The organism is Kitasatospora sp. NPDC041988 (genome assembly GCF_055588525.1).
This window is the reverse complement of record NZ_JBVJCO010000001.1, coordinates 620,036-644,902: the sequence shown is the minus strand read 5'-3', so window position 1 is coordinate 644,902 and position 24,867 is coordinate 620,036. Positions and strand designations below refer to the sequence as shown.

Sequence of the window (24,867 nt, the reverse complement as noted above, 5' to 3'; positions counted from 1 at the left end):
CGCGTCACCAGCCCGAGGCCGTGTAGACGACCGAGCGCAGGCCGGGCTCGCCCCAGGCTAGCTCGCGCAGCAGCGCGAGCGAGCCCGCGTCCGGTGCGATCAGCTTGACGCCACGGTCGGCGTAGCTGTGCGCGAGCTCCGGGGAGACCATGCCGCCGTGCCCGCCGGACGGCGCCCACGGCCCCCAGTGCACGGTGAGCGCGCGGTGTCCGGTCCGTTCCGCCCAGTGCGCGCCCAGGCCTTCCAGCGCGTCGTTGGCCGCCGCGTAGTCGGCCTGCCCGCGGTTGCCGAGCACCGCCGAGATGCTGCCGAACAGCACGGTGAACCGCGGGCCGGCCGGCAGTTCGTCCAGCGCCTCCAGCAGGGCGCGGGCACCGTCGGCCTTGGTGGCGAAGACCCGCCGGAACGAGGCCGGGCTCTTCTCGGCGAACACCTTGTCCTCGATCACGCCCGCGGCGAACACCACGCCGTCCAGGCGGCCGTGTTCGGCGTGGACCTCCTTGACGGCCTGGCGCAGCGCCGCCCCGTCGGCCGCGTCCACGGTCCGGTAGGCGGCCCGGGCGCCGAGCGCGTCCAGCTCGGCGAGGGTGGCGGCGACCTCGCGGCCGGCGAGCAGCCCGGACGCCGCGGCGTCCACCTCCGGCAGCGGCATGCCACGGCGGGCGAGCACCGCGCGCAGGGCGGCGCGGTCGCGGGCCGCGGCGGTGACCGGGTCCTCCGGGCCCTCCGGCGGTGCGGTACGGCCGAGCAGCTCCAGTCGGCAGCGGCTCGCGGCCGCCAGGGTGGCGGCGAACCGCGCCGTGATCCCCCGGGCACCGCCGACCAGCAGGACGACGGCGTCACGGTCGAGGCCCAGCGCTTCGGCCTCCGCCACACCGTCACCGGCCGGGCCGGCGCCGGTGCTGCCGAGCACGCCGAGGCCCGACTCGCGCAGGGTGAGGCCGTGCCGTCCGGCGGCGGTGCGCAGCACCACCGGCTCGCGGTCGGTGGCCCGCAGCTCAGCGGCGAGCAGCTCGGCGGCCGTGTCCGGGTCGTCGGTCCGGTCGAGCTCGACCAGGCGGGCGGAGAGGTGCGGGTACTCGACGGCCAGCGTGCGGAACAGGCCGCGCAGGCCGTCGGCGCGCCCGGTCCCGGGTGTCGTCCCGTGGGCCGGCGTCCCGGCGGGTGTGGCGGCCGTCCCCCGGCGGCCCGGCGCGGGGTGGCCGGGCGCGGGGTGGCCGGGCGCGGGGTGGCCCGGCGCCGTGCCGTGGGCCGCTCGGGCGGCGAGCAGCCAGCGCGGTGCCCGGGCCAGCGCCGCCTGCAGGGCGGGGACGGCCGCGGGCAGCACGGGCGCGCCCTCGGGCGAGAGCGGGTCGAGCAGCACGACGCCGTCCACGGGGCCGTCCGCAGTGGACAGTTCGTACGCCGCGTCGTGGGAGGCCACTTCGGCACCGAGGGCGTTCAGGCGGGCGGTGAGGGCGGCGGCGATGCCGTGCGTGTCGTCGCCGAGGAGGTGGAAGCGCCGGCCGGCGAGGGTGCGGCCGGGTGTGGCGGGCTCCGCGAGCGGGACCGGCTCGACGCACAGCCGAAGCGGCTCGTGGCCCTCGGGCGTCGGCCGGAGGTCCGGGCCGGCCGGGCCGGACGCGGGCACCCGGTCGGCGGCGTCCCGACCTCTTCTGCCGGCGGCCACGGTCACCGCGTCGTGCCGGGCCGGGTGCGGCTCGCCGGCAGCCTGCGGGCCGACCGCGACGGGCTCGGGCGCCTCGTGTGCTGCCCGTCCGTCGGCCGGCGTACCGTCGACGGCCTCGCCCGTGGCGTCCGGGGGTGGGGAACCCGCCGGCGGCTCCGCCTGCCCGAGGCGCTCGGCGAGCCAGTCGGCGACGGCCGCCGCCGTCCGGGCCCGGGCGAGGTGCTCGACCTCCTCGTCGCCCAGTGCCATCCGGTCGGTGTCGGGCCGGCCGAGGTCGGACGGGCCGGCCAGGCGGCGGACCAGCCTGCCGATGATCTCGGTGCGCTTGATGGAGTCGATGCTGAGGTCGGCCTCAAGGTCGAGATCGGGCTCGATCATGTCGGCCGGGTAGCCGGTGCGTTCGCCGATCACCTCGATCACCATGGCCAGCAGGTCCGTTGCCGTCGGGGCGGCAGCGGCGCCGACGGCCGGTGGTTCCGCCGGCCCACGGCCCGGAGCGGGCGCACCGGCGGGAACGGGCACCGACGGCTCCGACGGCTGTGGGCCCGTGGGCTGAACCGCCGGTCCCTGCACCGACGGCGGCCACGCGGCCGGGGCCTGGAGCGCCGGCGCCTGCAGTACCGGCGCCTGCCCTGCCGGGGCCGTGAGCGTCGGGGCCGTGAGCGCAGGCGCCTGGGCCGCGCCCGCCGCACCGAAGTACGTGAGCAGCACGTCCCGTTGCGCCGCGATCAGTTCCCGGCTGCTGCTCAGGAAGTCCGCGATCAGCGTCTGCGGGTCGTCGCGCCGTGGTTCGTGCGTGGTCACCCATGCCTCCGGTACGAGTCGGGCCGGTGCCAGCGCACCGGGCGGTGTCTCTCCTGCGGCCGTGCGGACCAGTTGCCCGTCGACCGTCCAGCCCGGACGGCGCGGCGCCTCGGCTCGCCCTGCGTCCACCGCGTCGCGTCCGCGGAACAGCCGGTCGGTGTGGACCGGCACACCGGCGACGGCCAGCTCGGCCAGGGCGTCGAGGTAGCCCGGCAGACCGGTGCGCCGCCGTTCGAGCGGGACGGCCCGGTGGGGCCGGTCGCCGAGCACCTCGGAGACCAGCCGGGTCAGCACCGTCCCCGGCCCGGCCTCGACGAAGACCCGGGCGCCCGCCTCGTACATCGCCTCGATCTGCGCCGCGAAGCGCACCGGCGCGCCGATCTGTGCCGCGAGTTCGGCGCGGATCGCGGCGGGCTCCGCCGGGTAGGTGCCCGCCGTGCGGTTCGACCAGACGGGGAACTCCGGCGCCCGCACCGTCCGCCCGGCCAGCGCGGCCGTGAAGCGCTCGCCCGCGCCGGCGACCATCGGGCTGTGGAAGGCGCACGCCACCGGCAGCCGCTTCACCCCGAACCCGGCCGCCCGGAGCAGGCCGACGGCCTCCTCGATCTCCGCGGTCGGCCCGGACACCACCGTCTGCCGCGGCGCGTTGTGGTTCGCCACCACCACCCGGCCGGCCGTGCCCGCCTCCCGCAGGACCCGCTCGACGTCCGCGGCCCCGGCCGCGACGGCCGCCATCGTTCCCGGGTCCGTGCCCGTAGCGGCGGCGTCCCCGGGAGCGGCGGCCACCCCGACCGCCGCCAGGATCGACCGCGCCCGCGCCGCGCTGAGCTCCGGCAGGTCCTCGGCCGCCAGCGCCCCCGCCGCGCAGAGCGCGACCAGTTCGCCGTAGCTGTGCCCGGCCGCCAACTGCGGATGCACTCCGGCGAGCGCGAGCGCCTCGTACGCGGCGAGGCCGGTCATGCCCAGCACCGGCTGCGCCACCCGGGTGTCGGTCAGCTCGGCCCGCTGTCGTTCACGGGCCTCGGCCGTGAAAGCGGCGGGCGGGTGCAGCAGATCGGCGTGCTCCCGACCCAGCCTCAGGTGCCGCTGGAGTGCCGGGAACGCCGTGAACAGCTCGGCGAACATGCCAGGCCGCTGACTGCCCTGGCCCGGGAAGAGGAACGCCACCTCGCCGACCGACCCGCCGTCCGGGGCCGACGCCGAGCCCGGCTCCGGGGCCGGGGCCGCCTGGTGCAGCCCGTGCTGCGGTGCGTTCTCCCCGGCCAGCGCCCGGTTCAGCAACCCGACCAGCTCCGCGACGTCCGCGGCCACCACCGCGAGCTGCACCCGTCCGTGCCCGCCCGCCGCCCGCCTGGCGGCGGCCAACGCCAGGTCGCGCAGCCGCCACGGTGCGCCGGGGGCCTCGGCCAGCCGCAGGATCGCGCCGGCTCCGCGCAACGCCCGCTCCCGGTCCGGCCCGCGGAACAGGAACAGCTCGGCCGGCCACCACTGCAGACCGTGCACCGGCGCCGGCCCGTCGTAACCCTGCAGCACCGCATGGAAGTTGGTGCCGCCGAAGCCGAACGCACTCACTCCCGCGACGCGTTCGGCCGGCGCCGTGGCCCACGGCCGGGCCTCGGTACCGAACACGAACGGGCTCCGGCCCTCCTGCCAGGCCGGGTTCGGCCGGGCCAGGTGCAGCGTCGGCGGCAGCACGCCGGTGTGCAGCGCCAGCGACGCCTTGATCAGACCGGCCAGCCCCGCGGCACACTTGGTGTGCCCGATCTGCGACTTCACCGACCCGAGCGCGCAGCCGCCGGGCGCCGCACCGGCTTCGGTGAAGACCTCGGTCAGCGTGGTCAGCTCGGTCCGGTCGCCGACCACCGTCCCGGTGCCGTGCGCCTCCACCAGGCCGACCTCGGACGGCGCGAGGCCGGCACCGTGGTACGCCCGCTCCAGGGCGGAGCGCTGCCCCTCGGGCCGTGGTGCGGTCAGCCCCAGCGAGCGGCCGTCGCTCGCGCTGCCGATGCCCCGCACCACCGCGTACACGCGGTCGCCGTCCCGTTCGGCGTCCACCAGCCGCTTCAGCACCAGGCAGGCCACCCCCTCGCCGAGCGCGATGCCGTCCGCGGCGGCGTCGAACGGGCGCGACCGCCCGGTCGGGGAGAGCGCGTGCACCGAGGCGAAGAGCAGGAAGTCGTTGATCCCGTTGTGCAGGTCGGCTCCCCCGCACACCATCAGGTCCGCCGTGCCCGCCGTGAGTTCCTTGCAGGCCACGTCGAGCGCGGCGAGCGAGGACGCGCACGCGGCGTCGACGGTGAAGTTGGCGCCGCCCAGGTCCAGCCGGTTCGCGATCCGCCCGGAGATGACGTTGGCCAGCATGCCGGGGAACGAGTCCTCGGTGAGCCCCGGCAGCTGCGCCGCGAGGGCCTCCGGCACCCGGCCCAGGTAGGACGGCAGCACCGAGCCGAGTATGCCCGCGTTCGACAGGTCGCTGCCCGCCTCGGCGCCGAACACCACACCGGCGCGCGAACGGTCGAAGCCGCGGCCGCCGTCGCCCGCGCCGCTGTCGTAGCCCGCGTCCACCAGGGCGCGCCGGGCCGCCTCCAGCGCCAGCAGCTGTACCGGCTCGATGCTGCCGAGCGCGGCCGGCGGGAGGCCGTATCTCAGCGGGTCGAACGGGATCCGGGGCAGGAAGCCGCCCCATTTGGACGGTGTACGGCCCGCACCGCCGTCGGCCTCGTAGTACACCGCCGGGTCCCAGCGCTCCGGTGGCACCTCGGTGACCGCGTCCACCCCGGCCAGCACATTGGCCCAGAACGCGGGCAGGTCGGGTGCCTGCGGGAACATGCCCGCCATGCCGACCACCGCGATCTCCAGCGGTTTCGGCCGCGCGGCCGGGGCGTCGTCCTCGCCGAGCCGGCCGGCCAGTTCGGCGGCCCGCCGCGTGAGGAAGGCGGCCGCCCCCGCCGTCACCGCGCCGTGCAGCTCGGCCAGCGTGGTGGTGGCCGCGCGCAGCACCGCGACCTGTCCGGCCATGAACATGCCCCGCCGCAGCTGCCCCTGCTCGTCCACCGGCGCCAACTCGCCCGCCACGCGTTCCAGCCCCTTGCTGGCGACGCGCAGCCGGCCGACGTTCAACTGCTCCAGTTTCTCCCAGGCTTCGCGGTCCGGCACGCCCTGCTCCCGCATCCGCTCCCGGGCCTGCCGGAACTCCGCGGTGAACGGGCTGGGCACACAGCGGGTCGCGTGGCCGGGAGCGGACAGCAGCAGCTCGGTGCCACGGGCCGCGATCACCTGGCGCTGGAACTGCGGCCGCACCGCGCCCAGTGCCACCGCCTCCTCGGTGAACAGGTACGCCGTGCCCATCAGCACGCCCGTCCGGACGCCGCGCTCCGCGACCGGTGCGGCGAGGGCCGCCACCATCGCGGCCGAGCGCTCGTCGTGCACGCCGCCCGCGAACAGCACCTCGATCGCCGGCTCGCCGGCCCGGCCGTGCGCCTCGTCGAGGAAGTCATCGAGGACCGCCAACTGGGCCTCCCAGAGCGGGAAGCTGTGCAGCGGCCCGACGTGGCCGCCGCACTCCGAGCCCTCGAAGACGAACCGGCGCGCGCCGTCCGCCAGGAACTGCCGCAGCAGCCCGGGCGAGGGAACGTGCAGGAAGGTCCGGATCCCGACCTCCTCCAGGGCCCGCGCCTGCGCCGGCCGTCCGCCCGCGATCACCGCATGGCTCGGCCTGGCGGCCAGGACCTCGGCCAGCTGCGCGACCCGCACCTTCTCCGGGGCAAACCCCAGGACACCGACGCCCCAAGGGAGTTCGCCCAGCTCGGCGGCGGTCCGGGAGAGCAGCTCGCGGCTCTGCGGCCCGTCCGCCAGGGCCAGGGCGACGAACGGCAGCGCGCCGGCACCGGCCACCGCGGCGGCGAAGCCAGGCTGGTCGCTGACCCGGGTCATCGGGCCCTGTGCGACCGGGAGCGCGGTGCCGAGCGCGCCACTGAGCGGCGACCCGGTGCCGAGCAGTGCGGCGCCGGCGCCTGCCGCCACGCTGCGCACCGCCTCCCGCACGGCGTGGACGCTGCGCGCCACGGTCTCCCAACGATCGGCGAACCGGGCTGCCAGGAATGAATCCTGACCTGCCGTCAGTTCGGATCTTCCGCCGGCCGGTCCGCCCCACCGCAACACTCGTCGCCCGTCGACGACCGCGGTCTCGGAGCCGTCCGCCGAACGCAGCACCGCCGCGGCCTGCTCGGACGCGCCGGACTCGGCCAGCAGCGCCAGCTGGGTGTCCAGCACGACGCCCGCGGCGCCGCCGGCCACGGCCGCCGCCGCGGTGTGCAGGCCGATGCCACCGGCCGCCCAGACCGGCACCCCGATCCCGGGTGCGCCCAGGAGCTGCTGCAGCAGGACGAAGGTGCTCAGCTCACCCACCGGCCCGCCGCTCTCGCTGCCGCGGGCGATCAGGCCGTCCGCACCGCGGCGGACGGCGGTGAGCGCCTGCCGCAGGTCGGTCACCTCGACCAGCAGGCGGTAGCCAGCGAGCCCGCCCCGGTCGGGGCTGTCGCCGGCCTCCGGCGCGCCGGAGGCGAGCACCAGGGTGTGCGGGCCGCTGCCGTCAGGTCTGCGCAGCTCGGCGGCCGAAAGGCCGCAGCCCGGGCCCAGTCTGACCCCGAACCGCCCGGGAACACGCTCACGGAGCCGGTCGAGCTCCTCGCGGGCCCGACGGCCGCCGGCCCCGAGGTCGAGCACGCCCAGCGCACCCGCCCGGCACAGGGCCTCGGCGAGGCCGGCGTCCGGCTCCTGGAACGGCGTGATCCCGACGACGAGGTCGGAAAGCGGAAAACTGGGCGTCATCGGCACTCCGGTATGCATCGTGGTGCACCTGAGGGAATGGAGAACTCCCGTACAGCACCCGCAAGGCCGTGGGGTGAGTTGGAGCGCCTCGCGCGGTTCCGCTGTTCCGCTGTCCGGGTCTACGCTGATGCTACCGATCGGTAGCGGGTCACAGGTTAAGCCGTGATGACGCGCACGTGTCAAGAACCGGGGGCCGATGACTCCTTTGCGACCAGCCGTCATCCCGCGCGAAACACCCGCTCCGGAACCCGCTCCGGAACCCGGTCCGCCCGCCGAATCCGGATACGCTGATCAAGGAGGCTCCGGGCCCGCGGCGGGGGGTGTGCGACCCGCTCCCGGTACCTGCGCAGCACGGCTGACGGGACGGGAGACATCGTGCGGCACGCGGAAGTCGAGACCAACGTGGTCATCACCGTCCCCAACCAGGGCATCGGTCTCTGGATGCTCGGCGCGTTCATCCTGACCTTCGGGGGCACCCGGGCGGTCACCCGGCTGATCCGGGCGGGCCGTGGGCCGTTCCGCAACGTCGAGGTCGGCGGCACCCACGTGCACCACCAGGTGTACGGCATCCTCGCGATGCTGGTGGCGGGCGCGATCGAGTTCTCGTACCGGCCGGGCAGCCCCGGGGCGCAGATCCTGGCCGTGCTGTTCGGCGCGGGTGCCGCCCTGACCGTGGACGAGTACGCGCTCTGGCTGCACCTGGAGGACGTCTACTGGGCACAGGAGGGCCGCAAGTCGGTCGATGCGGCGTTCCTGGCGGCGGCGGTCGGCCTGCTGCTGGTCGCCGGGTTCAACCCGTTCTCCGACGTCGGCGCGGGCACGGCCAACCACCTCCTCTTCGCCGGGGGGCTACTCATCAACCTGGCCCTGTGCGTCGGCACGATCCTCAAGGGCAAGACGGCGCTCGGCGTGATCGGCCTGCTGATCCCCCTGGTCGGGCTGGTCGGCGTCCTGCGACTGGCCAAACCGACCTCCCCCTGGGCACGTTGGCGCTACCGCCCGAACTCGCGCAAGGCCGCACGCGCCCTGCGCCGCTACCCGCCCGACCGCCGGACCCGCCTCGACGCCCTCAAGGACTTCGTCGGCGGCGTACCGCACCGCTGACACCCCGGCTCCCTCCCCGCCGCCGGGGCGCGGTCACGGTACCCCGGCCCGAGCCCGGCGGTGCCTCGTCCCACCCGGCCCGCGGCGGCCCCACGCGGCTGCGGCGGCGGGGATTCCGTTCACCCGGTGGACCGTTGACAGCCCGTCGCGGGGCTCGGTGTAATGCGGGTGCCATACGGAGGCAGCTCACACCGGCCGTTTCGGGCCGTTCCCGGGGGAAGCAGGAATCATGGGCGTGGACACCACGGAACCAGTGGAATTCGCCGGACCGAATGCGCGAATGGCGGCGCTGTACGAGCGCGACGAAACCTGCCGGGAGCTCGGCATCGCGCTCGACGAGGTGTCCTCCGGGCGGGCGCGGATGCGCATGACGGTGGCTCCGACCATGGTGAACGGCCACGGCATCGCGCACGGCGGCTACCTCTTCCTGCTCGCCGACGCGGCGTTCTCCTACGCCTGCAACAGCTACGGCCCGGTGACGGTCGCCCAGGCCGCGCAGGTCACCTTCCTGGCTCCGGCGGCGGTCGGGGACGAACTGACCGCCGAGGCGGTGGAACGCGTCCGGTCCGGGCGGAGCGGCATATACGACGTGACGGTGCGCAACTCCGCGGAACAGGTGGTCGCGGAGTTCCGCGGGCAGAGCGTGATGCTCGCCGGGAAGCCGCACGCCGGCTGACCGGGCGGGGGCCCACCCCCGCCCGGCCGCCGCTGCGCCGGATCAGGCCGGCGGACGCTCGTCCACGACCTGCTGGAGCTTGCCGGTGCGCGGGTTGGTGGTCAGCCCGGAGCGCGGCACCCACTCGACGGTGAGGTGGTGGATCGCGCCGGCCTCGACCTCCTCGGGGTACAGCGGCCGGGCCCGGTACACCGCCTCGACCAGCCGCTCGGCCAGGCCCGGCGGGGGCTCCTCGGTCCGGCCGAGCCGCAGGATCAGGCCGTCCTTGCCGTCCCAGCGCCGCTGGACCAGCTGCATGCCGGAGACGACCTGATCCGGGTCGTTGGCGACCAGGACGGCGCGGATCTCCTCGGTCGGCATCGCCACCGTGCCGACCCGGGCGCCCTCGGCCGACCGCCCGACCAGCCGGAACCGCCCGCGTTCGACGTCGACCCACTCGGCGCGGTCGCCGGTCGGGTAGCGGAGGATCGGCATCAGGGTGCGGAACAGGTTGGTGACCACCACCCGGCCGGGCACCCCGGCGGTGGTGACGGGCTCGCCGGTCACATCGTCGACCAGCTCCACCACGGTGCGGTTCGGGAACGCCTCGTGCACCCGGACGTCGTCACCCGGTACCGGCGCACCGACCAGCCCGGCGTCCACCGAGGCGTAGCCGATCGAGGCGACGGCCGCCTTCGGGAAGGCCCGGGAGAGGATCGGGCGCAGGTCGGCGAAGAGCAGGTCCCCGCCGAAGAGCAGCAGTTCGATCCGCTCGGCGGCCTTCCCGTGCCTGACCAGGTACTCGGCGACCGAGCTGAGCTTCATCGGCTCGCCGGCCAGCACGTCGACGCCGAAGTCCTCGATCAGGGCGGCCACGTAGGCGTCGGGGGCGGCGCCGACCGGCAGCCGGACGTTGTCCACCGGTGCGTGGTGCAGGGCGTTCTCGATGTACAGGAAGCCGCCGTACAGCTCGCCGGCGCAGAACAGGTTCGCCACCCGGTGCCCGGGCCTCAGGCCGGCCTGCACCAGGCCCGCGCCGAAGGCGGTCACCGAGTCGGCGTGCTCGGTGCGCGTCCAGGGGGAGAACTTCGGGACGCCGGTGGTGCCGCCGGTCTTGTAGACGCCGGCGTCCAGCAGCGGCCCGGTGAGCAGCCGGTTGTCCGGCCAGGAGTTGGCGGCCCAGAAGGCGGTCTGCTCGATGACGGGGAGCTCGCCGAGGTGCTCGACGCGGGCCGGCAGGCCCTGGTAGAGCTCGGCGTAGAAGGGAGAGTGGCGCCGGGCGAAGTCGATCAGCTCCGGCAGCGGTTTGGCGGGCACGGGCTCTCCTGACGTGGGGTCAGCCTGGGGCTTCAGCTGGACTCGGGGCGGCCGATCCAGGTTCGGGCGAGGGTCTGGACGGCGGCGCCGTCCGGGTCGGCGAGCTTCTGCTCCAGGTAGGCGGCGGCCCAGGCGTTGGTGGGCACCCGGAAGGCGGGCCGTTCGGCACGCAGGGTCCGGACGACCACCTCGGCGACCTCCCGGGCCGGCTGCCCGGCCGCCTCCCACCCCTGGCCGCCGACCCAGGCCAGGTAGTCGGCGAAGGTGGGCGCGTAGGGGCCGGAGGCGGCCTCGATGGTCGTGCGGTCGATGTCGGGGAAGACGCCGAATTCGGTGTCCGGCACGAAGCCGGGGACGACGACGCAGACCCGCACGCCGTGCGCCCCGGCCACCGGGGCGAGGCTCTCCATGAACCCCTCGACGGCGAACTTGGCCGCGCAGTAGGCCTCGTTGAAGGGCTGGCCGACCACGCCGTGCACACTGCCGACGGTCACCAGCCGGCCGGCCGAGGCGCGCAGCAGCGGCAGCGCGGCGCGGCTGACCGCGATGACGCCGAAGAAGTTCACCTCCAGGTTGGCCCGGAGCGCCGCCATCGTGGACATCTCCAGCGTCGGGTCGCAGTTGGAGACGCCGGCGTTGTTGACCACCGCGTCCAGCCGTCCGTACGTCTCGGCCACGCCGTCCACGCAGGCGGTCACGGAGTCGGCGTCGGTGACGTCGAGCCGGCGGACGTCCAGGGTCACGCCGGCCCGCTCGGCCGCCTCGGTGAGCGCCTGGGCACGGGCCGGTTCGCGCAGCGTGGCCACCGTGGTGAACCCGGCCCGCGCGGCCGCGACGGCGGTGGCCAGGCCGATCCCGGAGGAGGTGCCGGTGATCAGGACGACGCGCCCGCTCATCGCGCCGTCTCCGTCAACTCGGGCTCCGCGTCGGAGGGTTCCTTCCGCTCGCGGGCGGCGGCGTCGAGCCGGGCCTGGATGCCGAGCGCGGGCAGGAAGGAGCAGGCCGCCAGCAGGGTGCCGCCGGCCATGGTCCAGCGCGCCGCGTCCCGGATGCCCAGGGGTTCGGTGAGCAGCGAGACGGCGAGACCACCGGCCAGCGCGGCCAGCGGGATCACGCCCCAGGTGACGGTGCGGAACGCCGCGTGCATCACGCCCTGGTGCTCGGCGGACATCCGGGACTGCCGGGTGGGCGCGCTGCACACGTTGATGCAGGACATGAAGAAGCCGTAGCAGCCCATGGTCACGGCGATCACCGGCCCGGCCGGCAGCGCGGGCGCGGCCAGCACGCCGAGCCCGACCAGGCAGTGCAGCAGCAGCGACCAGGCCAGGGTGCGTCCCAGGCCGAACCGTTCGCTGATCCGCGGGGCGACCACGGCGCCGGCCAGTGCGCCCACCGCGCCCACCGACATGGCCGCGCCGAGGACGCCGACCGAGACGTCCAGGCCGCGGTAGGCGAGGACCGGCAGGACGGTGACGAAGACCGGTCCGCCGGAGTTGAGGGTGACGGCCGCCAGCACCACCCGGCGCAGCACCGGGTCGGCCCAGTTCATCCGGAAGCCGGCGGTCAGCCGCTCCCAGACCGTGCCCTCGACCACGGTGCGCTCGCCCCACGGCTTCATGGACCGGAAGCAGGCGGCGGAGACGAGGTAGCTGGCCGCGTCCACCAGCAGCGCGGCCACGCCGAGCGCGCTGTACAGGCCCGCCGCGATCGAGGGGCCGGCCACCTCGGAGACCGAGCCGCTGCCCTCCAGCCGGGAGTAGGCGCGGACCATCTGGTCCTCCTTCACCACGGCCGGGACGGCGATCAGATAGCCGACGTTGAAGAAGATGGTCGCGCCGCTGATCACCGCGACGCAGCCGAACAGCAGCGGGGTGGAGAGGAAGTCCAGCCAGTAGGCCAGCGGGATCACCGCGACGGCGACCAGCCGGACCAGGTCGCAGACGAGCATCGTCCAACGCTTGTTCCAGCGGTCGACCAGCACGCCGGCCACCGGCCCGAGCAGCGGGATGCCCAGGTACTGGGCCATCGCCACCACGCCGACCTGGAGCGCGGAGGCGTGCAGGACGAAGATCATCAGAGTGGGGACGACGAAGACGGTGATCCGGTCGCCGACCACGCTGACCGTCTGGCCGGCCCAGAACAGGTTGAAGCCGCGCCCCAGGTCGGCCGGGCGCCGGGCCTTCACGAGGCCTCCTCGTCGGCCGTGCGGACCACGAAGCCGGCCGTCTTGCCGGTGCGGTCGTTGCTGACCAGCTCGTCGACCGCGCGGACCCGGAAGTTCTCCGGGTCGTGCTGGAAGGCGGTGCTCAGTGTGAAGGTCGCCGAGAACAGCTCCGCGCGCAGCCGGTCGGCGTCCGGGGCGGCGCCCCGGCCGGTGAGCAGCAGGACGTCGACGCCGGTGGCCCGGCCGCCGTTCTCGGTGATCACGACCTGCGCCCGGGAGACGCCCGGCTCACGCTCCGACCGGGCGACCAGCTCGTCCACGTGCAGGCCGAGGCCGCGCACCTGGACCACGCTGTCCCGCCGGCCCAGCACCCGCATCGCCCGGCCCGGCCTCCCGCACGGGCAGGCCGTCAGCTCGCCCGCGTCGCCGGTGCGGTAGCGCAGCACCGGGTTGAGCATCTCGGGGTTGAGGGTGGTGAAGTCCAGCAGGCCGTCCCGGCCCACGTGCACCAGCTGCTCGGGCAGCGGGTGGAAGGTGTCGGCCGGGCAGTCCGGGGTGTTGGTGGCGACCACCCACGTCTCGGTGGAGCCGAACATGCCCCAGCGGCGGGCCTGCGGCGCGACGGCCGCGAGGTCCTCCGCCAGCTGCGGCTGCCAGGCCTCGCCGAGCCAGAGCACCTTGCGCAGGGCCGGGAGCTTGAGCCCGGCCTCGCGGGCGTGTGCGAACCAGAGCCGCAGCACGCTGGGCGTCCCGCCGATCGCGGTGACCTGCCGGTCGGCGAGGAAGCCCAGCCAGTCCCCGTACTCCTCCCGGGTGACCGAACCGAGCGCGATCACCCGGCAGCCGGCCAGGTCGGCCAGCGCGGCGGCGAGGAAGTGCGCGCCCCACATCCGGCCGGCGCCCCAGGCGTTGACGAAGGTGTCGTCGCGGTCGAGCGGCTGCCAGTGCGCGTGCACCCCGGCCATGTAGAAGCCGGTGGGCGCGTAGCCGACCTTGGGGGCACCGGTGGAGCCGCCGCTCTGGAACAGCCAGGTGGCGCCCGTCCCGGCGCGCGGCTCCAGGTGGGCCAGGGCGACGTTCAGGTCGTCCTTGCCCAGCGGCGGGAGGGCGGCCAGCTCGTCGAGGGTGCCGATGGTGCCCGGCCGGCCGGCGTAGCGCGGGGCCAGCTCGGGTACGGTCCGCAGCCGCTCCAGTGCCCTGGCGGCGACGGGCAGGTGCGGCTCGGCGGCCCCGGGTGGCAGGGAGAACGTGTCGGTCATCGGGGGTCCGTCCGTGGGGTGGTGGGGGTGCGGTTGGCGAGCCACTTGGCGTGGGCGTCCCGGTAGGCGGTGAACCGGGCGCGGGTGATGGCCCGCTGGAGGGTCCGGTCCGGGTCGGACCAGTCCGGGGCGATCACCCCGTCCGGCTCCAGCTCCGAGAACCAGTACCGCTCGCCGTCGTACAGGAAGTCGACGCAGAAGAACGGGATCGCCAGCTTCTCGGCGAAGTAGGCGGTGGCCTCGGCCAGTTCGGGGGGCACGGGCGGGAACTCCATCGTGCCGCCCCGGCTGGCGTTGGCCACCGGCGAGCCGGGCTCCGGGATCCGCTTCATCACCGCGTACGGCTCGCCGTCGACCACGTAGACCCGGTAGTCGACGGTGCCGTCGCCGAGGTAGGGCTGGGCGACGAGCGTGGTGTCGCCGCCCTGGGCGAGGCTGGCCAGGCCCCGGATGTCCTCCGGACCGCGGGCCAGGTTGATCCCCCCGCCGCCGCACCAGCCGGCCGGTTTGACGATGGCCGGGTAGGTGAGGTTGCCGAGGGCGACCTCGTACTGGTGCTTGCTGATGTCCCGGCCGGTGCCGATCCGGACCGACGGGATCGGCGGCACCGGGGAGTCGGCGAGGTGCAGCACGGTGGCGAGCTTGTCGTTGCCGATCAGCGACACCTGCGGCGGGAACGGCAGGTAGAACCCGGCCTGTTCGAGCACGGCGTAGAGCGCGTACTGGTTGAAGATGTCCATCGACTGGTACGGCAGCGAGTAGAGCGCGGTGACGAAGAGGGTGTCCTGCGGGGTCACCGGCTCCTCGTCCACGTAGACCAGCGGCCGGGCCGGGTCGGTGGCGTCCACGGTGACCGCGTCCGGCGCGTGCCGGCACCAGGTGAGGCCCAGCTCCTCGGCGGTCTCGGCGTAGAGGTCCCAGAAGAAGTGGTGCCAGGTCGCCGTCATCCGGGTGGACTCGCGGTCGGGGAAGATCCAGCACATCCGGCGCAGCGGGCCGGGGTCGTTCGCGAGGCCGGTGGGGTTCACCGTGCTCCTTCCGGGGTGGTCCGTGGGGTCGTCGGGTGTGCGGCGGGCACGGTGAGGGCAGCGGGTCCGGTGGGGCCAGTGGGGCCAGTGGGGCCAGTGGGGCCGCGGGGCGCGGCCCGGTCGGCCTGGTCGGCCTGGTCGGCCTGGTCGGCCCACCAGCGGCGGCCGGCCTCCGGGAGGGTGTCCACCGGGTCGTAGTACGGGTGGCGGCGCTCGAACGGGTCCTCGCCGGTGGGCTCGCGGACCTCCGGCTCGGTGCGGTAGTTCTTGGTCCAGTACGAGATGCCGCGCTCGCGGTCGTACCCGACCGTCTGGTGCACCCAGCGCTTGCCGAGGTTCGGCACGTCGCAGACCAGCCGCGGCGTGGCGTAGCCGGGCAGGTAGCCCATGATCGCCTCCTGGAGCCGCTGCGCCTCGTGCACGCTGGTGCGCCAGTGTTCGGCGTTGGGGATCATGTCGCAGAGGTAGAAGTAGTAGGGCAGGATGTTCGCCTCCCCCTGGAGGGCGAAGCAGAGGTCGAGCAGGTCCTCGGGGGTGGCGTTGACGCCGCGCATCAGCACGCCCTGGTTGCGGACGTCCCGCACGCCGGCATCCAGCAGCGCCCGGGCCGCCTCGGCGACCAGCGGGGTCACCGACCGGACGTGGTTGGCGTGGGTGTGCACGGCGAGGTTGACGGCGCGCCGGGCGGCCAGCCCGGCCACCCGGTGGACGCCGTCGAGGACCTGCGGCTGCAGCCAGTGCTGCGGCAGGCCGACGACCGCCTTGCTGGCCAGCCGGATGTCCCGGACCGACTCCAGCTCCAGCAGCCGCAGCAGGAACGACTCCAGTTGCGGCCAGGGCACATTGGCGAGGTCGCCGCCGGAGACCACCACGTCGCGCACGGCCGGGGTGCGCTTGAGGTAGTCGAGCATCTGCTCCTGACGGTGGGCCGGCCGGAGCACCAGCTTGGCCTTGGTGACCTGGGGCGTGGAGGTGCCGACCAGGTCCATCCGGGTGCAGTGGCCGCAGTACTGCGGGCAGGTGGAGACCAGCTCGGCCAGCACCTTGGTGGGGTAGCGGCGGGTCAGGCCCTCCACCACCCACATCTGCGCCTCGTGCAGCGAGTCGCGTTCGGCCTTCGGGTGGCTGGACCACCGCGGGTGCCGGTCAGCGTGCACCGGCAGCATGTAGCGGCGGACCGGGTCGGCCAGGAAGGCCTCCGTGAAGCCGTGCGGCTCGGTCGGGGCGTGCGCCGCCATGGTGTTCAGCATCTGCGGCGGCAGCAGTATCGGCATGGTCGCGAACTCGGCCTGGTCGGCGGCGAGTTGCTCGTAGAAGGCGTCGGTGAGCAGCTCGCCGGCGACGGCCCGCAGCTGCCGGGCGTTCTTGACGCAGTGCGCCCGCTGCCACTGGGCGTCGCGCCACTGGGCCTCGGTCACGTCGCGCCAGCCCGGCAGCCGGCGCCAGTCCGGCTCGGCCGGCGTGGTCCGGACGTACTGGTACGGCTGCTGCGGCGGGGTGCGCACCGGGGGTTCGGGGCGGTCCATCCGGGCGGCTACTGGCCGGTGAAGAGGGTGGAGAAGCGGGTGCGCAGCTCGCGCTTGAGCACCTTGCCGGTGGGCCCGAGCGGGAACTCCTCCGCGGTGCGGGCGATCCGGACGGCGGCGAGCGCGGCCAGCCCGGCCCCGGCCAGCGCCTTGTTGGCGGCCTCCAGGACGCCCTCGGCGCCCGTACCCTCGGCCTGCGCCTGCAACTGGACGACCGCGACGGGCCGTTGGCCCTCGCCGGCCGGGCCCGGTACACCGATCACGGAGCAGTCCCGTACCAGCTCGGCGCAGTCGGCGAGCAGCACCTCCTCGATCGGCAGGCTGTAGACCGGCCCGGCCGCGGTGTCGATGACGTCCACCGTGCGGTCGAGGTGGTAGAACCGGCCCTCGGCGTCGCGCCGGGCGACGTCCCCGGTCAGCCAGTAGCCGGCCAGCTCGAAGCTGCCGGTGAGGCGGGCGTTGTTCCAGTAGCCCGGCGTGCGGGACGGCGTGTCCACCGCGAGCAGCCCGACCGCGCCGTCCGGGACCTCCTCGCCGTCCTGGTCCAGCACGGCGGCCCGGCGGACCACCTCCAGCGGCTTGCCGACACAGCGGTCGTCGCGCACGCTCTCCGGCGTGGTCACCTGGCCGAACAGCGCCATGCCCATCTCGGAGGAGCCCAGCCCGTCGACGAACTGCGAGCCGGGGAGGGCCGGTTGCTCGGCCTTCTCGCTCGGCAGCAGCCACGGCCGGATCAGCCCGGCCGGGCGCTCGCCGAGCCGGACCAGCCGGCGGATGTGCCCGTAGTGCGCGCTGTCACCGGTGTTGAACCAGGAGTGCACCTTGGCCGCGCCCTTCACCGGCAGCTCCCCCGTGGCGAGTTCGACGAAGGTGCGCGGGAACGACGCCACCATCGTCGGCCGGAACGCCTCCATCACCGGCTCGACGACCGAGCGCCGCCAGTCGGCCATGACCACCGTCGGCAGGCCGAGCAGCGTCGCGGTGAGGAAGTAGCTCAGGCCGCCCGCGTGGGTGTGCGGCATCAGCGACATCAGCCGGTCGTACGGCTCGGCCGGGAACCGCACCATGCGCGGCTGCTTGCCGTCCCAGAACTGCCGATGCGCCAGCATCGTCGACTTGGGCGTGCCGGTGGTGCCGGAGGAGTGGATCAGCGCCACCACGTCGTCCGCCGCGTGCCGGTACGGGTACACCGCGGGGAGCCCGCCGGCGGCGTCCGCGTCGAAGGCCTGCACCTCGGCGGCGAGCGCGAGGAAGCGGGGCCGGCACTGCGGGTCCTGACGGTAGGCGGCGGCCAGCCGGGTGGTGTCGTCCGCGACCACGCCGACCACGCCCACGTGGTTGAGGTAGCGCACCATCACGTCGTGCCGCATCGCGTCGTTGACCAGGGCCGGGACGGCGCCCAGCGCGGTCAGCGCGAGGAAGTGCAGCAGCGGCTCCAGCCCCTCTCCGATCACCACGGCCACCGGCTCGCCGGGGCGCACGCCGTTGGCGTGGTACCAGGCGGCGTACCGGTCGCGCAGGGCGGCGAGGTCGAGCAGGCTGTGGCCGCGCAGTACGACGGCGCCGCGGTGGTCGGTGTGGTGGCTGTAGGCGAACGGGAGGGCGCGATGGGGGTTCACCGCGATGGCGTGGTCGAGGAAGTTGCCGGCGCCGAGGTCTGGCTCGGTCATCAGCCGCTCGCGGGCGGCGAGGGGTGCGACGGGACTCTGGTGGGAACTCTGGTCGCTCATGGCGGTCTCCTGGGGGGTGGCCCGCGGCCGGTTCTTGTGGAACGGACGGGCGGGCTGGGTGGTGTGGGAGCTCTGGTGCTCGGCGGAGGTCCGTGCGTGCGGCGGTGTTGCCGAGCCGCTTTCTCCGCTGCCTTGCCGGGGACGTACGGTGGTGCGGCGCTGAGCGGTCACGTGTGGCGGTGACCAGGCCGGGCGACGCTCAGGCCGAGAGGTGCTCTCAGGCCGGGCGGTCGAGGATCTCCGCGACCACGCGGTGCCCGGAGCGGACCGCACCCTCCAACAGCCCGAAGTACTCGGTGCTGGTCTCGGTACCGGCCCAGTGCACCCGGCCGTGCGGGGCGGTCAGCGTCGGCCCGAGCCGCAGCCAGTCGCCGGGGCCGAGGAGAGCCGCGTAACAGCCTTTGCTGTACGGCTCGTTGACCCAGTCGGTGACGTGGAAGCCGATCGGCTCCGGGAGCATCGGGAAGAGCCGGGCGGCCTGCGCGACCGCCGCGGCGCGTTGCCCCGCCCGGTCCAGGGCGGCGAACCGGTGCGCCTCGACGCCGGTGACGAAGCCGGTCAGTACGCCGGTCAGTACGCCGGCCGGTGCGCCGGCCGGCGAGTCGTCGACCGTCGAGAGCAGCGGGCCCTCGGCGTTGACCGACCAGCCGGAGAGCCCGTGCTCGCGCCAGAGCGGCGTCGGGTAGACCAGGTGGACTTTCACCGCACAGCCGCGTCCGGTCCGTGCGCCCGAGCGGGGCGCGGCCGGCGCGGGGTGCTGTTCGAGCGCGTCGGCGAGCAGCGGCGGCAGCGCGACCACCGCGACATCCGCCCGGTACTCGGCCCGCGCCGTGCGGACGGCGACCCCGTCGTCGTCCTGGCGGACCGCCAGGGCCGGCTCGCCGAGCCGCAGCCGCCCGCGGGGCGAGGCGGCCAGCCGGGCGGCCAGCCGTTCGCAGAGCAGGTGCGCGCCACCGGCCACCCGGTCCTGCTGGGCGCCGCCCTCGAAGGCGTTGAGATACCGCAGACCGCCGCCCGAGCGGAGGTAGAACGCCATGTGCAGGACGGAGACGTCGGCCGGGTCGGCGGCCATCATCTCGCCCAGGAAGAGCGGGAAGAACAGCCGGGCGTCCGGGTGGGACAGCTCCTGCTCGGCCCAGTCGAAGGCCGTCAGGGTGTCCAGCCGCTCGGCGTCCGGGGTGAGCCACGGCGCGTCCGGCCGTACGGCGGCGGTGAGTTCGGCGAGCCGGTCGAAGAGGTCGCCGAGCGCCACGGCGTTGAGCGGCGGGAAGCGGCCGTCCCGGGTGGCGTGCCCGCCGCCGTCCGCGCCGGCGCCGTTTTCGCCGCCGTTGTGGCCGCTCCCGGTGCCGCCGAGTGCGAAGCGGCTGGCGCCGAGCATCGTGGTCGGTGTGGTGCCGAGGTCCAGTTCCTTGAGGAGGGCGAGGAGTTCGGTGTGCCGGTCGCCGAGGTAGGCGGCCCCGGCGTCCACCCAGGCTCCGGGGGAAACCTCGATCCCGTGTGTCCGGCCGCCGACCCGGTCCCGCGCCTCCAGCACGGTGACGTCGACCCCGCGGGCCGCGAGTCCGGCCGCGGCGGTCAGCCCGGCCGGCCCGGCACCGACGACGACGGCGGAGGCGACGCTGGCGCGTCTCCGGCCGCTCATCCGGCGGTCGCGATCAGCTCGGCGAGACCGGCCGGGGTCGGCGCGAGCACGAAGTCCTCGAAGGACAGCTCGACCCCGTACGTACGGGCAACGGCGCTCAGCACCCGGGTGGCGATGAGGGAGTCGCCGCCGAGGAGGAAGAAGTCCGAGTCCGCCGTGACGTCGGCGCTCTCCAGGACGCGGCGGAAGATCACCGCCACGCCCTCCGCGTCGGCGGACGTGGTGTCAACGCTGGTCATCAGTGCTCTCCTTGACCTATGGGTGCGCCTGTGGGGCACCTGGTGGTGGCCTGGTGAGAAGCCCGGTCGGGCTGTGCGGGGGCGTGTTTCGCCCGTGGCCGGCCCGGGACCCCGCGGCCGTCCCGGGGCGTTCCTACTGCTGCGACCGGACCTGGGCGGTTGCGGGGGTCTGCCCGGCGCCCGGACCGTGCGTCGAGTGGCGGCGGTGCGAGCCGGCGCGGTCGACCTTGCCGCTCGCGGTGAGCACCAGTTCGGGGACGACGGTGATCCGGCTGGGCACGAGATGGCCGGGCACCCGGCCACGCAGGTAGGCGCGGACGTCGGCGTCGAGCGTGCCGGCGGTGCAGCCTGGACGCGGCACCACATACGCGACCAGCGCCGTCCGGCCGGCCACCGTCGCCCCGGTCACGGCGACGGCGGTGACGCCCGGGTGGCCGGCGATCTCCGCCTCCACCTCGGCCGGGTCGACCCGGATGCCGCGGACCTTCAACTCGCCGTCCAGTCTCCCCCGGTGGGTCAGCACGCCGTCCGGCGCGCGGCTCACCCGGTCACCGGTGCGGAACCAGCGGACCCCGTCGGCGACGGCGAACCGCGCCTCGGTGGCCTCCGGCAGCCCGTGGTAGCCGAGCGCCACCGCGGGCCCGCCGATGAGCAACTCGTCCTGCTCGCCGATCCGTTCCAGCACGTGCGGCAGCGCCCGGCCGATCGGCACCCGGTCACCGGCCGCCCACGGCCGCGCCCGCTCGGAAGCCCGCGGCCCGTGCAGGTCGACGGCATGGGTGATCAGCGTGGTCTCGGTGGACCCGTAGGTGTTGAGCAGCCGGATCCGGCCGGTGTCCAGGGCGGCCCAGTCGGCGAGCCGGGCCGGGGCGGCCGCCTCGCCGCCGATCACCACCAGCCGGACGGAGCCGGGGAGCGTCCGCCGCTCCTCGGTGAGGTGGAGCACCAGCTCGTTCCAGAACGCGGTCGGCAGGTCCAGGACGGTGATCCGCTCCCGCTCGACCATGCGCAGGAACCGGGGGAACGAGCCGGAGTGCGCCTCGGCGTCGAGGACGAGGGCGGCGCCCGCGGTAAGGGTCGGGAGGATCTCCTCGAAGCAGGTGTCCCAGTTCAGCGAGGCGAACTGCAGCACCCGGTCGTCCGGCGTCAGCTCGAACAGCTCGCGTAGGGACGCCACGGTCACGGAGATCGCCCGGCGGGGCGTCACGACGGGTTTCGGCTGCCCGGTCGAACCCGACGTGAACAGGAGATAGGCCGGCTGCTCCGGATCGGCCCGGTGCGGCTCGCCCGCCCGCTGCTCCGCCACTGGCTCCGCGGTGTCGGGACCGGCTAATCGCGGCAGGCCGACCAGGTTCAGCCCGTCCCGACCCAGCTCATCCCGACCCAGCTCGTCCAGGAGCGGCCCGTCCGGGCCGGACCGGTCGTCCGGGCCGGCGGCGGCGGCCAGGCCGGTGCCGCACCCCACCGCCGTCAGCATCGCCTGCCGGCGCTGCGCCGGGTAGGCCGGATCGACCGGGCAGTACACGCCGCCGGCCGCCAGCACACCGAGCAGCCCGACCACCGTCTCCGGCGTGTAGACCGCCGGCACGGCGACCACGCCCGGAGCGGCACCGAGCCGCTCGGCCAACATACGGGCCAACATGTCGAGTTGGCGATAGCTCAGGGCGTGTCCGCGGTGGACTACCGCCGGCCGGGCAGAAAATCGGCTCACGGTTTCCGTGAACGCGTCAATCAGGTCGGAAGTGGCTCCGTTGATGTTGCGGTTATTTGTCATGCCCGCCCCAAAGAATGCCGTACGAGCCCTTGTCGGTGCTCGGCGAGCCGGGACTCTACCTTCGAACATGCGTAGCCACAATGGATGTTGAGGATGGAACTTCAAGGATGTGTGGTTGACATGTGAACGAGGCGGGGTCCGTCAGGGCGGACTGCCGTGACTCCAGCGACTTCGCCGAGCAATCGACCGACCACGAGGAGTATTGCCCCTCGGGGGCCAATCCCTTCGTCGTGCGCATGCAATCGGTGTGGCCCGGCATTTCCCGGAATGCGAACGGCGCCCACCGCTGCCACGCCACCCCGGAGATACTGCGCACCGGAACGGCGCCGGAGTTCCCGCCGATCGCGACCGGAGGAGCAGACCGCCGACGCCCACCGGGCGGGAATTCGGCGAACCCCCGCACTGAATCCGGCAGTCGGGCCGGGCACCGACGGATACCCGAGAAGAGCGACCGACGGATTGAACCGATTTCCGCGCCGCCCCGCCGACCGGCCACCTACGGCGCGGCGGGCCCCAACGCGGATGATGCGCCCCGGCCCACCCCCCGCCGCACACCCGGCACCGGCACACCCCCCGCCACACCCCCGGCACCGGCACACCCCTCGCCGCCCGCCGGCACCGGCCGCCCCAACTCCACTGCGGTCACAGCTTGGTAACGTCCAGCCAGCCTTCTGGATGTGCCATTGCACATATCACATTATGCTCCTCATGAGAAAAGCCGTAGCCCTGCTCTCGGCGGCCGCAGCCGTCGTCGCTTTCGGCGGAGCGTCCGCCAGTGCCGCATCCGACACACCCGCCCCCGAGGACGTCGGCCAGGGGAAGCTCGTCTGGAGCTCCTGCGACGACGCCGCCACGCCCGCGCTGCAGTGCGCGATGCTCGACGTACCGGTGGACTACGCCGACCCGCACGGCCGCAAGATCAAGATCAAGGTGAACCGCCTCCCCGCCACCGCGCCGAAGGAGAAGCAGCAGGGCCCGATCCTGCTCAACCCCGGCGGCCCCGGGGACTCCGGACTCTGGATGCCCGCCTACATCTCCGGGCAGATCCCGCAGGACGTCGCCTCGACCTACGACTGGATCGGCTTCGACCCGCGCGGCACCAACGGCAGCGATCCCCATGTCGTCTGCGACGCCCACTACTTCGACGGGGAACGCCCCGACTACCAGCCGAGCCAGGGCACGTCGAAGGCCTGGCTGGCGAAGGCGGCCGGGTACGCCGCCGACTGCGCGGCCGACTGGTCCTGGCTGCTGCCGCACATGACCACCGTCGACAACGCGCGCGACATGGACAGCATCCGGCGGGCCCTCGGCGTCCGGCAGATCAACTTCTACGGCGGATCCTGGGGCACGTCGCTGGGCTCCACGTACGGCCAGCTCTTCCCCTCGCACGTGCGGCGGATGGTGCTGGACAGCATCGTCGGCCCGACCATCAGCTGGTACGACCACAACATCCTGCAGGACAAGGAACACCAGCGTCGCTTCGACGCCTTCGCGGCCTGGACGGCCAAGGCCGACTCCACCTACCACCTGGGCACCGACGCCGCCGCGGTCAAGAAGGCGTACGACCAGGTCGAGGCCGCCCTGCGGACCGACCCGGTGGACGCCGCCCCGGCCGCCGGGAAGATCGGCCCGGCCGAGTTCGAGGACACCTTCTACGGCGGCGGCTACAACTTCCTGCGCTGGCCGCGGATGGCCACCGTCCTCTCGGCCTACCTCACCCAGCACGACACCCGGCCGCTGAACATCGCCTACAACCGCTACGCGGCGCCCGGCGGCGACGACGGGGCCTTCCCGGCCTACAACGCGGCACAGTGCACCGAGAACGCCTGGCCGCGCGACTGGGAGTTCTGGAAGAAGGACCAGGCCAAGGTCGACGCGGTCGCGCCCTTCTACACGTACAACAACATGTGGTACAACGCCGCCTGCATGTTCTGGCCCTACCAGGGCAACCCGGCGGGCCGGACGAAGATCACCGGCAAGGGCCTGCCGCCCGTCCTGCTCTTCCAGGCCACCGAGGACGCCGCCACCCCGTACGAGGGCGGGCTCGCCATGCACGACGCGCTGCCCGGCTCGAAGTTGGTCGTCCAGACCGGCGGCAGCTTCCACGAGATCCTCTTCCACGGCAACGCCTGCCTGGACGACACCTTCACCGCCTACCTCCGCGACGGCAGCCTCCCCAAGGGCGGCGGCCGCATCGCCAAGACCTGCGCCCCCGAGCCCGAGCCCGACCCCGTCTACGTGACCCCGCCCCCGGCCCTCACCGGCAGGACCGCCACCGCCCCCACTCCCCTCGCGCCCACCGACCCCGAGGCCGTCCACGGCGTCCTCCGCTGACCGACGGCACACCCCGCGCGCCCGCCGGCGGAGCGCCGTCGGCGGCCGCGCGGGGCCGTCCGGGCCAGCGCGCGCGAGCGAACGGCGCACGGCGGCGGTGGCTGGGAGGTGAGTAAAGGTCGGTGGGTCGGCCCCGGGCGGGCTGCCCACCGACCTTCCGTTATGGGGCAGTTGATGGGTCAGCCGATCCAGCTCGGGCTGCGGCCGCTGAGGGCGAGCGCGCGGTCGAAGGCGGAGGCGTCGACCGGGGCGGTGACGGCCGGGCCGTAGTCGCCGTTGGCGCGGGCCTGGTCCGCGATCTGCTCGACCACGCCGAGCAGCACGGTGGCGGCCTCCTCGCCGACCGGGAACGGCAGGCCGGCCGCGCGGGCCAGGTCCCAGCCGTGCAGGGCGAGCTCCTCCAGGGTGATGGCGGCGGCGACGCTCGCGGGGAGGGTGCCGGAGCCGAAGTCGGTCTCGCCGGTCATCGCGTCCGGCCGCAGCCAGGCCGCGGCCGCGCGCTCGGCGCTGGCCGCCACCGCGGCGGGCTCGGTGACGGGGGTGGGCTCGCCGCTGCGGGGGAGCTTGGCGGCCGCGCGCTCGGCATCGGGGAACACGCCGCCGAGGTGGGCGAGCAGCTCGGCGACGGTGTACCGCTCGCACGGGGTGGCGGCCGCCAGCCGGTCGGCCGGGACGGCCTCGGCGGTGCGGGCGAACAGGGTGGCGAACTCGGTCATTGCGGTCTGCATGGCGGGGTCCTCGGTGCTCTGGGGCTCGTCGAGTCTCGGGCCCATTGGTTAAGTCGAGACTAAA

Annotated in this window: 14 protein-coding genes and 1 pseudogene; 3 read left to right on the top strand and 12 right to left on the bottom strand. The window is 74.5% G+C overall.

What is annotated here, in order from left to right; all coding sequences use genetic code 11:
- Nucleotides 1–4 precede the first annotated feature (4 nt).
- On the bottom strand, nt 5–7,303 hold the full coding sequence (locus ACZ6NC_RS02675; protein WP_465728187.1) for an SDR family NAD(P)-dependent oxidoreductase: 7,299 nt from the start codon (nt 7,301–7,303) through the stop codon (nt 5–7).
- Between the two features lie 375 nt (nt 7,304–7,678).
- On the opposite strand from ACZ6NC_RS02675, the gene ACZ6NC_RS02670 reads away from it, so the two are divergent.
- Entirely contained in the window at nt 7,679–8,407 is a 729-nt protein-coding gene (locus ACZ6NC_RS02670) for a hypothetical protein (protein ID WP_465728185.1), read from the top strand.
- A gap of 280 nt (nt 8,408–8,687) precedes the next feature.
- Complete coding sequence (gene paaI, locus ACZ6NC_RS02665) at nt 8,688–9,083, top strand: hydroxyphenylacetyl-CoA thioesterase PaaI (RefSeq protein WP_465728183.1); 396 nt, start codon at nt 8,688–8,690, stop codon at nt 9,081–9,083.
- Between the two features lie 42 nt (nt 9,084–9,125).
- Here paaI and ACZ6NC_RS02660 read toward each other — a convergent pair whose 3' ends face one another.
- The 10 genes and pseudogenes from ACZ6NC_RS02660 to ACZ6NC_RS02615 form a co-directional block, all read right to left on the bottom strand.
- Nucleotides 9,126–10,379 (bottom strand): phenylacetate--CoA ligase family protein, encoded by a 1,254-nt coding sequence (locus tag ACZ6NC_RS02660; RefSeq protein WP_465728182.1) that lies wholly within the window; start codon nt 10,377–10,379, stop codon nt 9,126–9,128.
- Nucleotides 10,380–10,411: 32 nt separating this feature from the next.
- Nucleotides 10,412–11,275 (bottom strand): SDR family NAD(P)-dependent oxidoreductase, encoded by an 864-nt coding sequence (locus ACZ6NC_RS02655; protein ID WP_465728180.1) that lies wholly within the window; start codon nt 11,273–11,275, stop codon nt 10,412–10,414.
- Complete coding sequence (locus ACZ6NC_RS02650) at nt 11,272–12,564, bottom strand: MFS transporter (RefSeq protein WP_465728179.1); 1,293 nt, start codon at nt 12,562–12,564, stop codon at nt 11,272–11,274. Before ACZ6NC_RS02650 ends, ACZ6NC_RS02655 begins: the two co-directional genes overlap by 4 nt.
- Nucleotides 12,561–13,802: an AMP-binding protein gene (locus ACZ6NC_RS02645; protein WP_465728177.1), complete on the bottom strand. Its 1,242-nt coding sequence runs from the start codon at nt 13,800–13,802 to the stop codon at nt 12,561–12,563. The genes ACZ6NC_RS02650 and ACZ6NC_RS02645 overlap by 4 nt, the downstream gene beginning before the upstream one ends.
- The gene (locus tag ACZ6NC_RS02640; protein WP_465728175.1) at nt 13,799–14,830 is read right to left on the bottom strand and encodes an ATP-grasp domain-containing protein; all 1,032 of its coding nucleotides are present in this window, start codon (nt 14,828–14,830) and stop codon (nt 13,799–13,801) included. The genes ACZ6NC_RS02645 and ACZ6NC_RS02640 overlap by 4 nt, the downstream gene beginning before the upstream one ends.
- A complete protein-coding gene (locus tag ACZ6NC_RS02635; protein WP_465728173.1) occupies nt 14,827–16,356 on the bottom strand; it encodes a KamA family radical SAM protein in 1,530 nt (509 codons plus the stop codon). Before ACZ6NC_RS02635 ends, ACZ6NC_RS02640 begins: the two co-directional genes overlap by 4 nt.
- Before the next feature lie 8 nt (nt 16,357–16,364).
- The gene (locus ACZ6NC_RS02630) at nt 16,365–18,086 is read right to left on the bottom strand and encodes a class I adenylate-forming enzyme family protein (RefSeq protein WP_465728171.1); all 1,722 of its coding nucleotides are present in this window, start codon (nt 18,084–18,086) and stop codon (nt 16,365–16,367) included.
- Nucleotides 18,087–18,303: 217 nt separating this feature from the next.
- Nucleotides 18,304–19,773: pseudogene (locus ACZ6NC_RS02625) on the bottom strand (flavin monoamine oxidase family protein); the annotation flags it as partial.
- Entirely contained in the window at nt 19,725–19,967 is a 243-nt protein-coding gene (locus ACZ6NC_RS02620) for a phosphopantetheine-binding protein (RefSeq protein ID WP_465728169.1), read from the bottom strand. The pseudogene ACZ6NC_RS02625 and the gene ACZ6NC_RS02620, both read right to left, overlap by 49 nt.
- Before the next feature lie 133 nt (nt 19,968–20,100).
- Entirely contained in the window at nt 20,101–21,741 is a 1,641-nt protein-coding gene (locus ACZ6NC_RS02615) for an amino acid adenylation domain-containing protein (RefSeq protein WP_465728167.1), read from the bottom strand.
- A gap of 708 nt (nt 21,742–22,449) precedes the next feature.
- Between ACZ6NC_RS02615 and ACZ6NC_RS02610 the strand changes: the two genes are divergently transcribed.
- On the top strand, nt 22,450–24,075 hold the full coding sequence (locus tag ACZ6NC_RS02610) for an alpha/beta hydrolase (RefSeq protein ID WP_465728165.1): 1,626 nt from the start codon (nt 22,450–22,452) through the stop codon (nt 24,073–24,075).
- Between the two features lie 179 nt (nt 24,076–24,254).
- Here the strand turns inward: ACZ6NC_RS02610 and ACZ6NC_RS02605 are convergent, their stop codons facing one another.
- The gene (locus tag ACZ6NC_RS02605) at nt 24,255–24,803 is read right to left on the bottom strand and encodes a TIGR03086 family metal-binding protein (protein ID WP_465728163.1); all 549 of its coding nucleotides are present in this window, start codon (nt 24,801–24,803) and stop codon (nt 24,255–24,257) included.
- Between the last annotated feature and the right edge of the window lie 64 nt (nt 24,804–24,867).

Coding starts and splice junctions, on each gene's coding strand:
- ACZ6NC_RS02675 (WP_465728187.1), bottom strand. CDS start 7,303: ATGACGCCCAGTTTTCCGCTTTCCGACCTCGTCGTCGGGATCACGCCG.
- paaI (WP_465728183.1), top strand. CDS start 8,688: ATGGCGGCGCTGTACGAGCGCGACGAAACCTGCCGGGAGCTCGGCATC.
- ACZ6NC_RS02655 (WP_465728180.1), bottom strand. CDS start 11,275: ATGAGCGGGCGCGTCGTCCTGATCACCGGCACCTCCTCCGGGATCGGC.
- ACZ6NC_RS02645 (WP_465728177.1), bottom strand. CDS start 13,802: ATGACCGACACGTTCTCCCTGCCACCCGGGGCCGCCGAGCCGCACCTG.
- ACZ6NC_RS02635 (WP_465728173.1), bottom strand. CDS start 16,356: ATGGACCGCCCCGAACCCCCGGTGCGCACCCCGCCGCAGCAGCCGTAC.
- ACZ6NC_RS02630 (WP_465728171.1), bottom strand. CDS start 18,086: ATGAGCGACCAGAGTTCCCACCAGAGTCCCGTCGCACCCCTCGCCGCC.
- ACZ6NC_RS02620 (WP_465728169.1), bottom strand. CDS start 19,967: ATGACCAGCGTTGACACCACGTCCGCCGACGCGGAGGGCGTGGCGGTG.
- ACZ6NC_RS02615 (WP_465728167.1), bottom strand. CDS start 21,741: ATGACAAATAACCGCAACATCAACGGAGCCACTTCCGACCTGATTGAC.
- ACZ6NC_RS02610 (WP_465728165.1), top strand. CDS start 22,450: ATGAGAAAAGCCGTAGCCCTGCTCTCGGCGGCCGCAGCCGTCGTCGCT.
- ACZ6NC_RS02605 (WP_465728163.1), bottom strand. CDS start 24,803: ATGCAGACCGCAATGACCGAGTTCGCCACCCTGTTCGCCCGCACCGCC.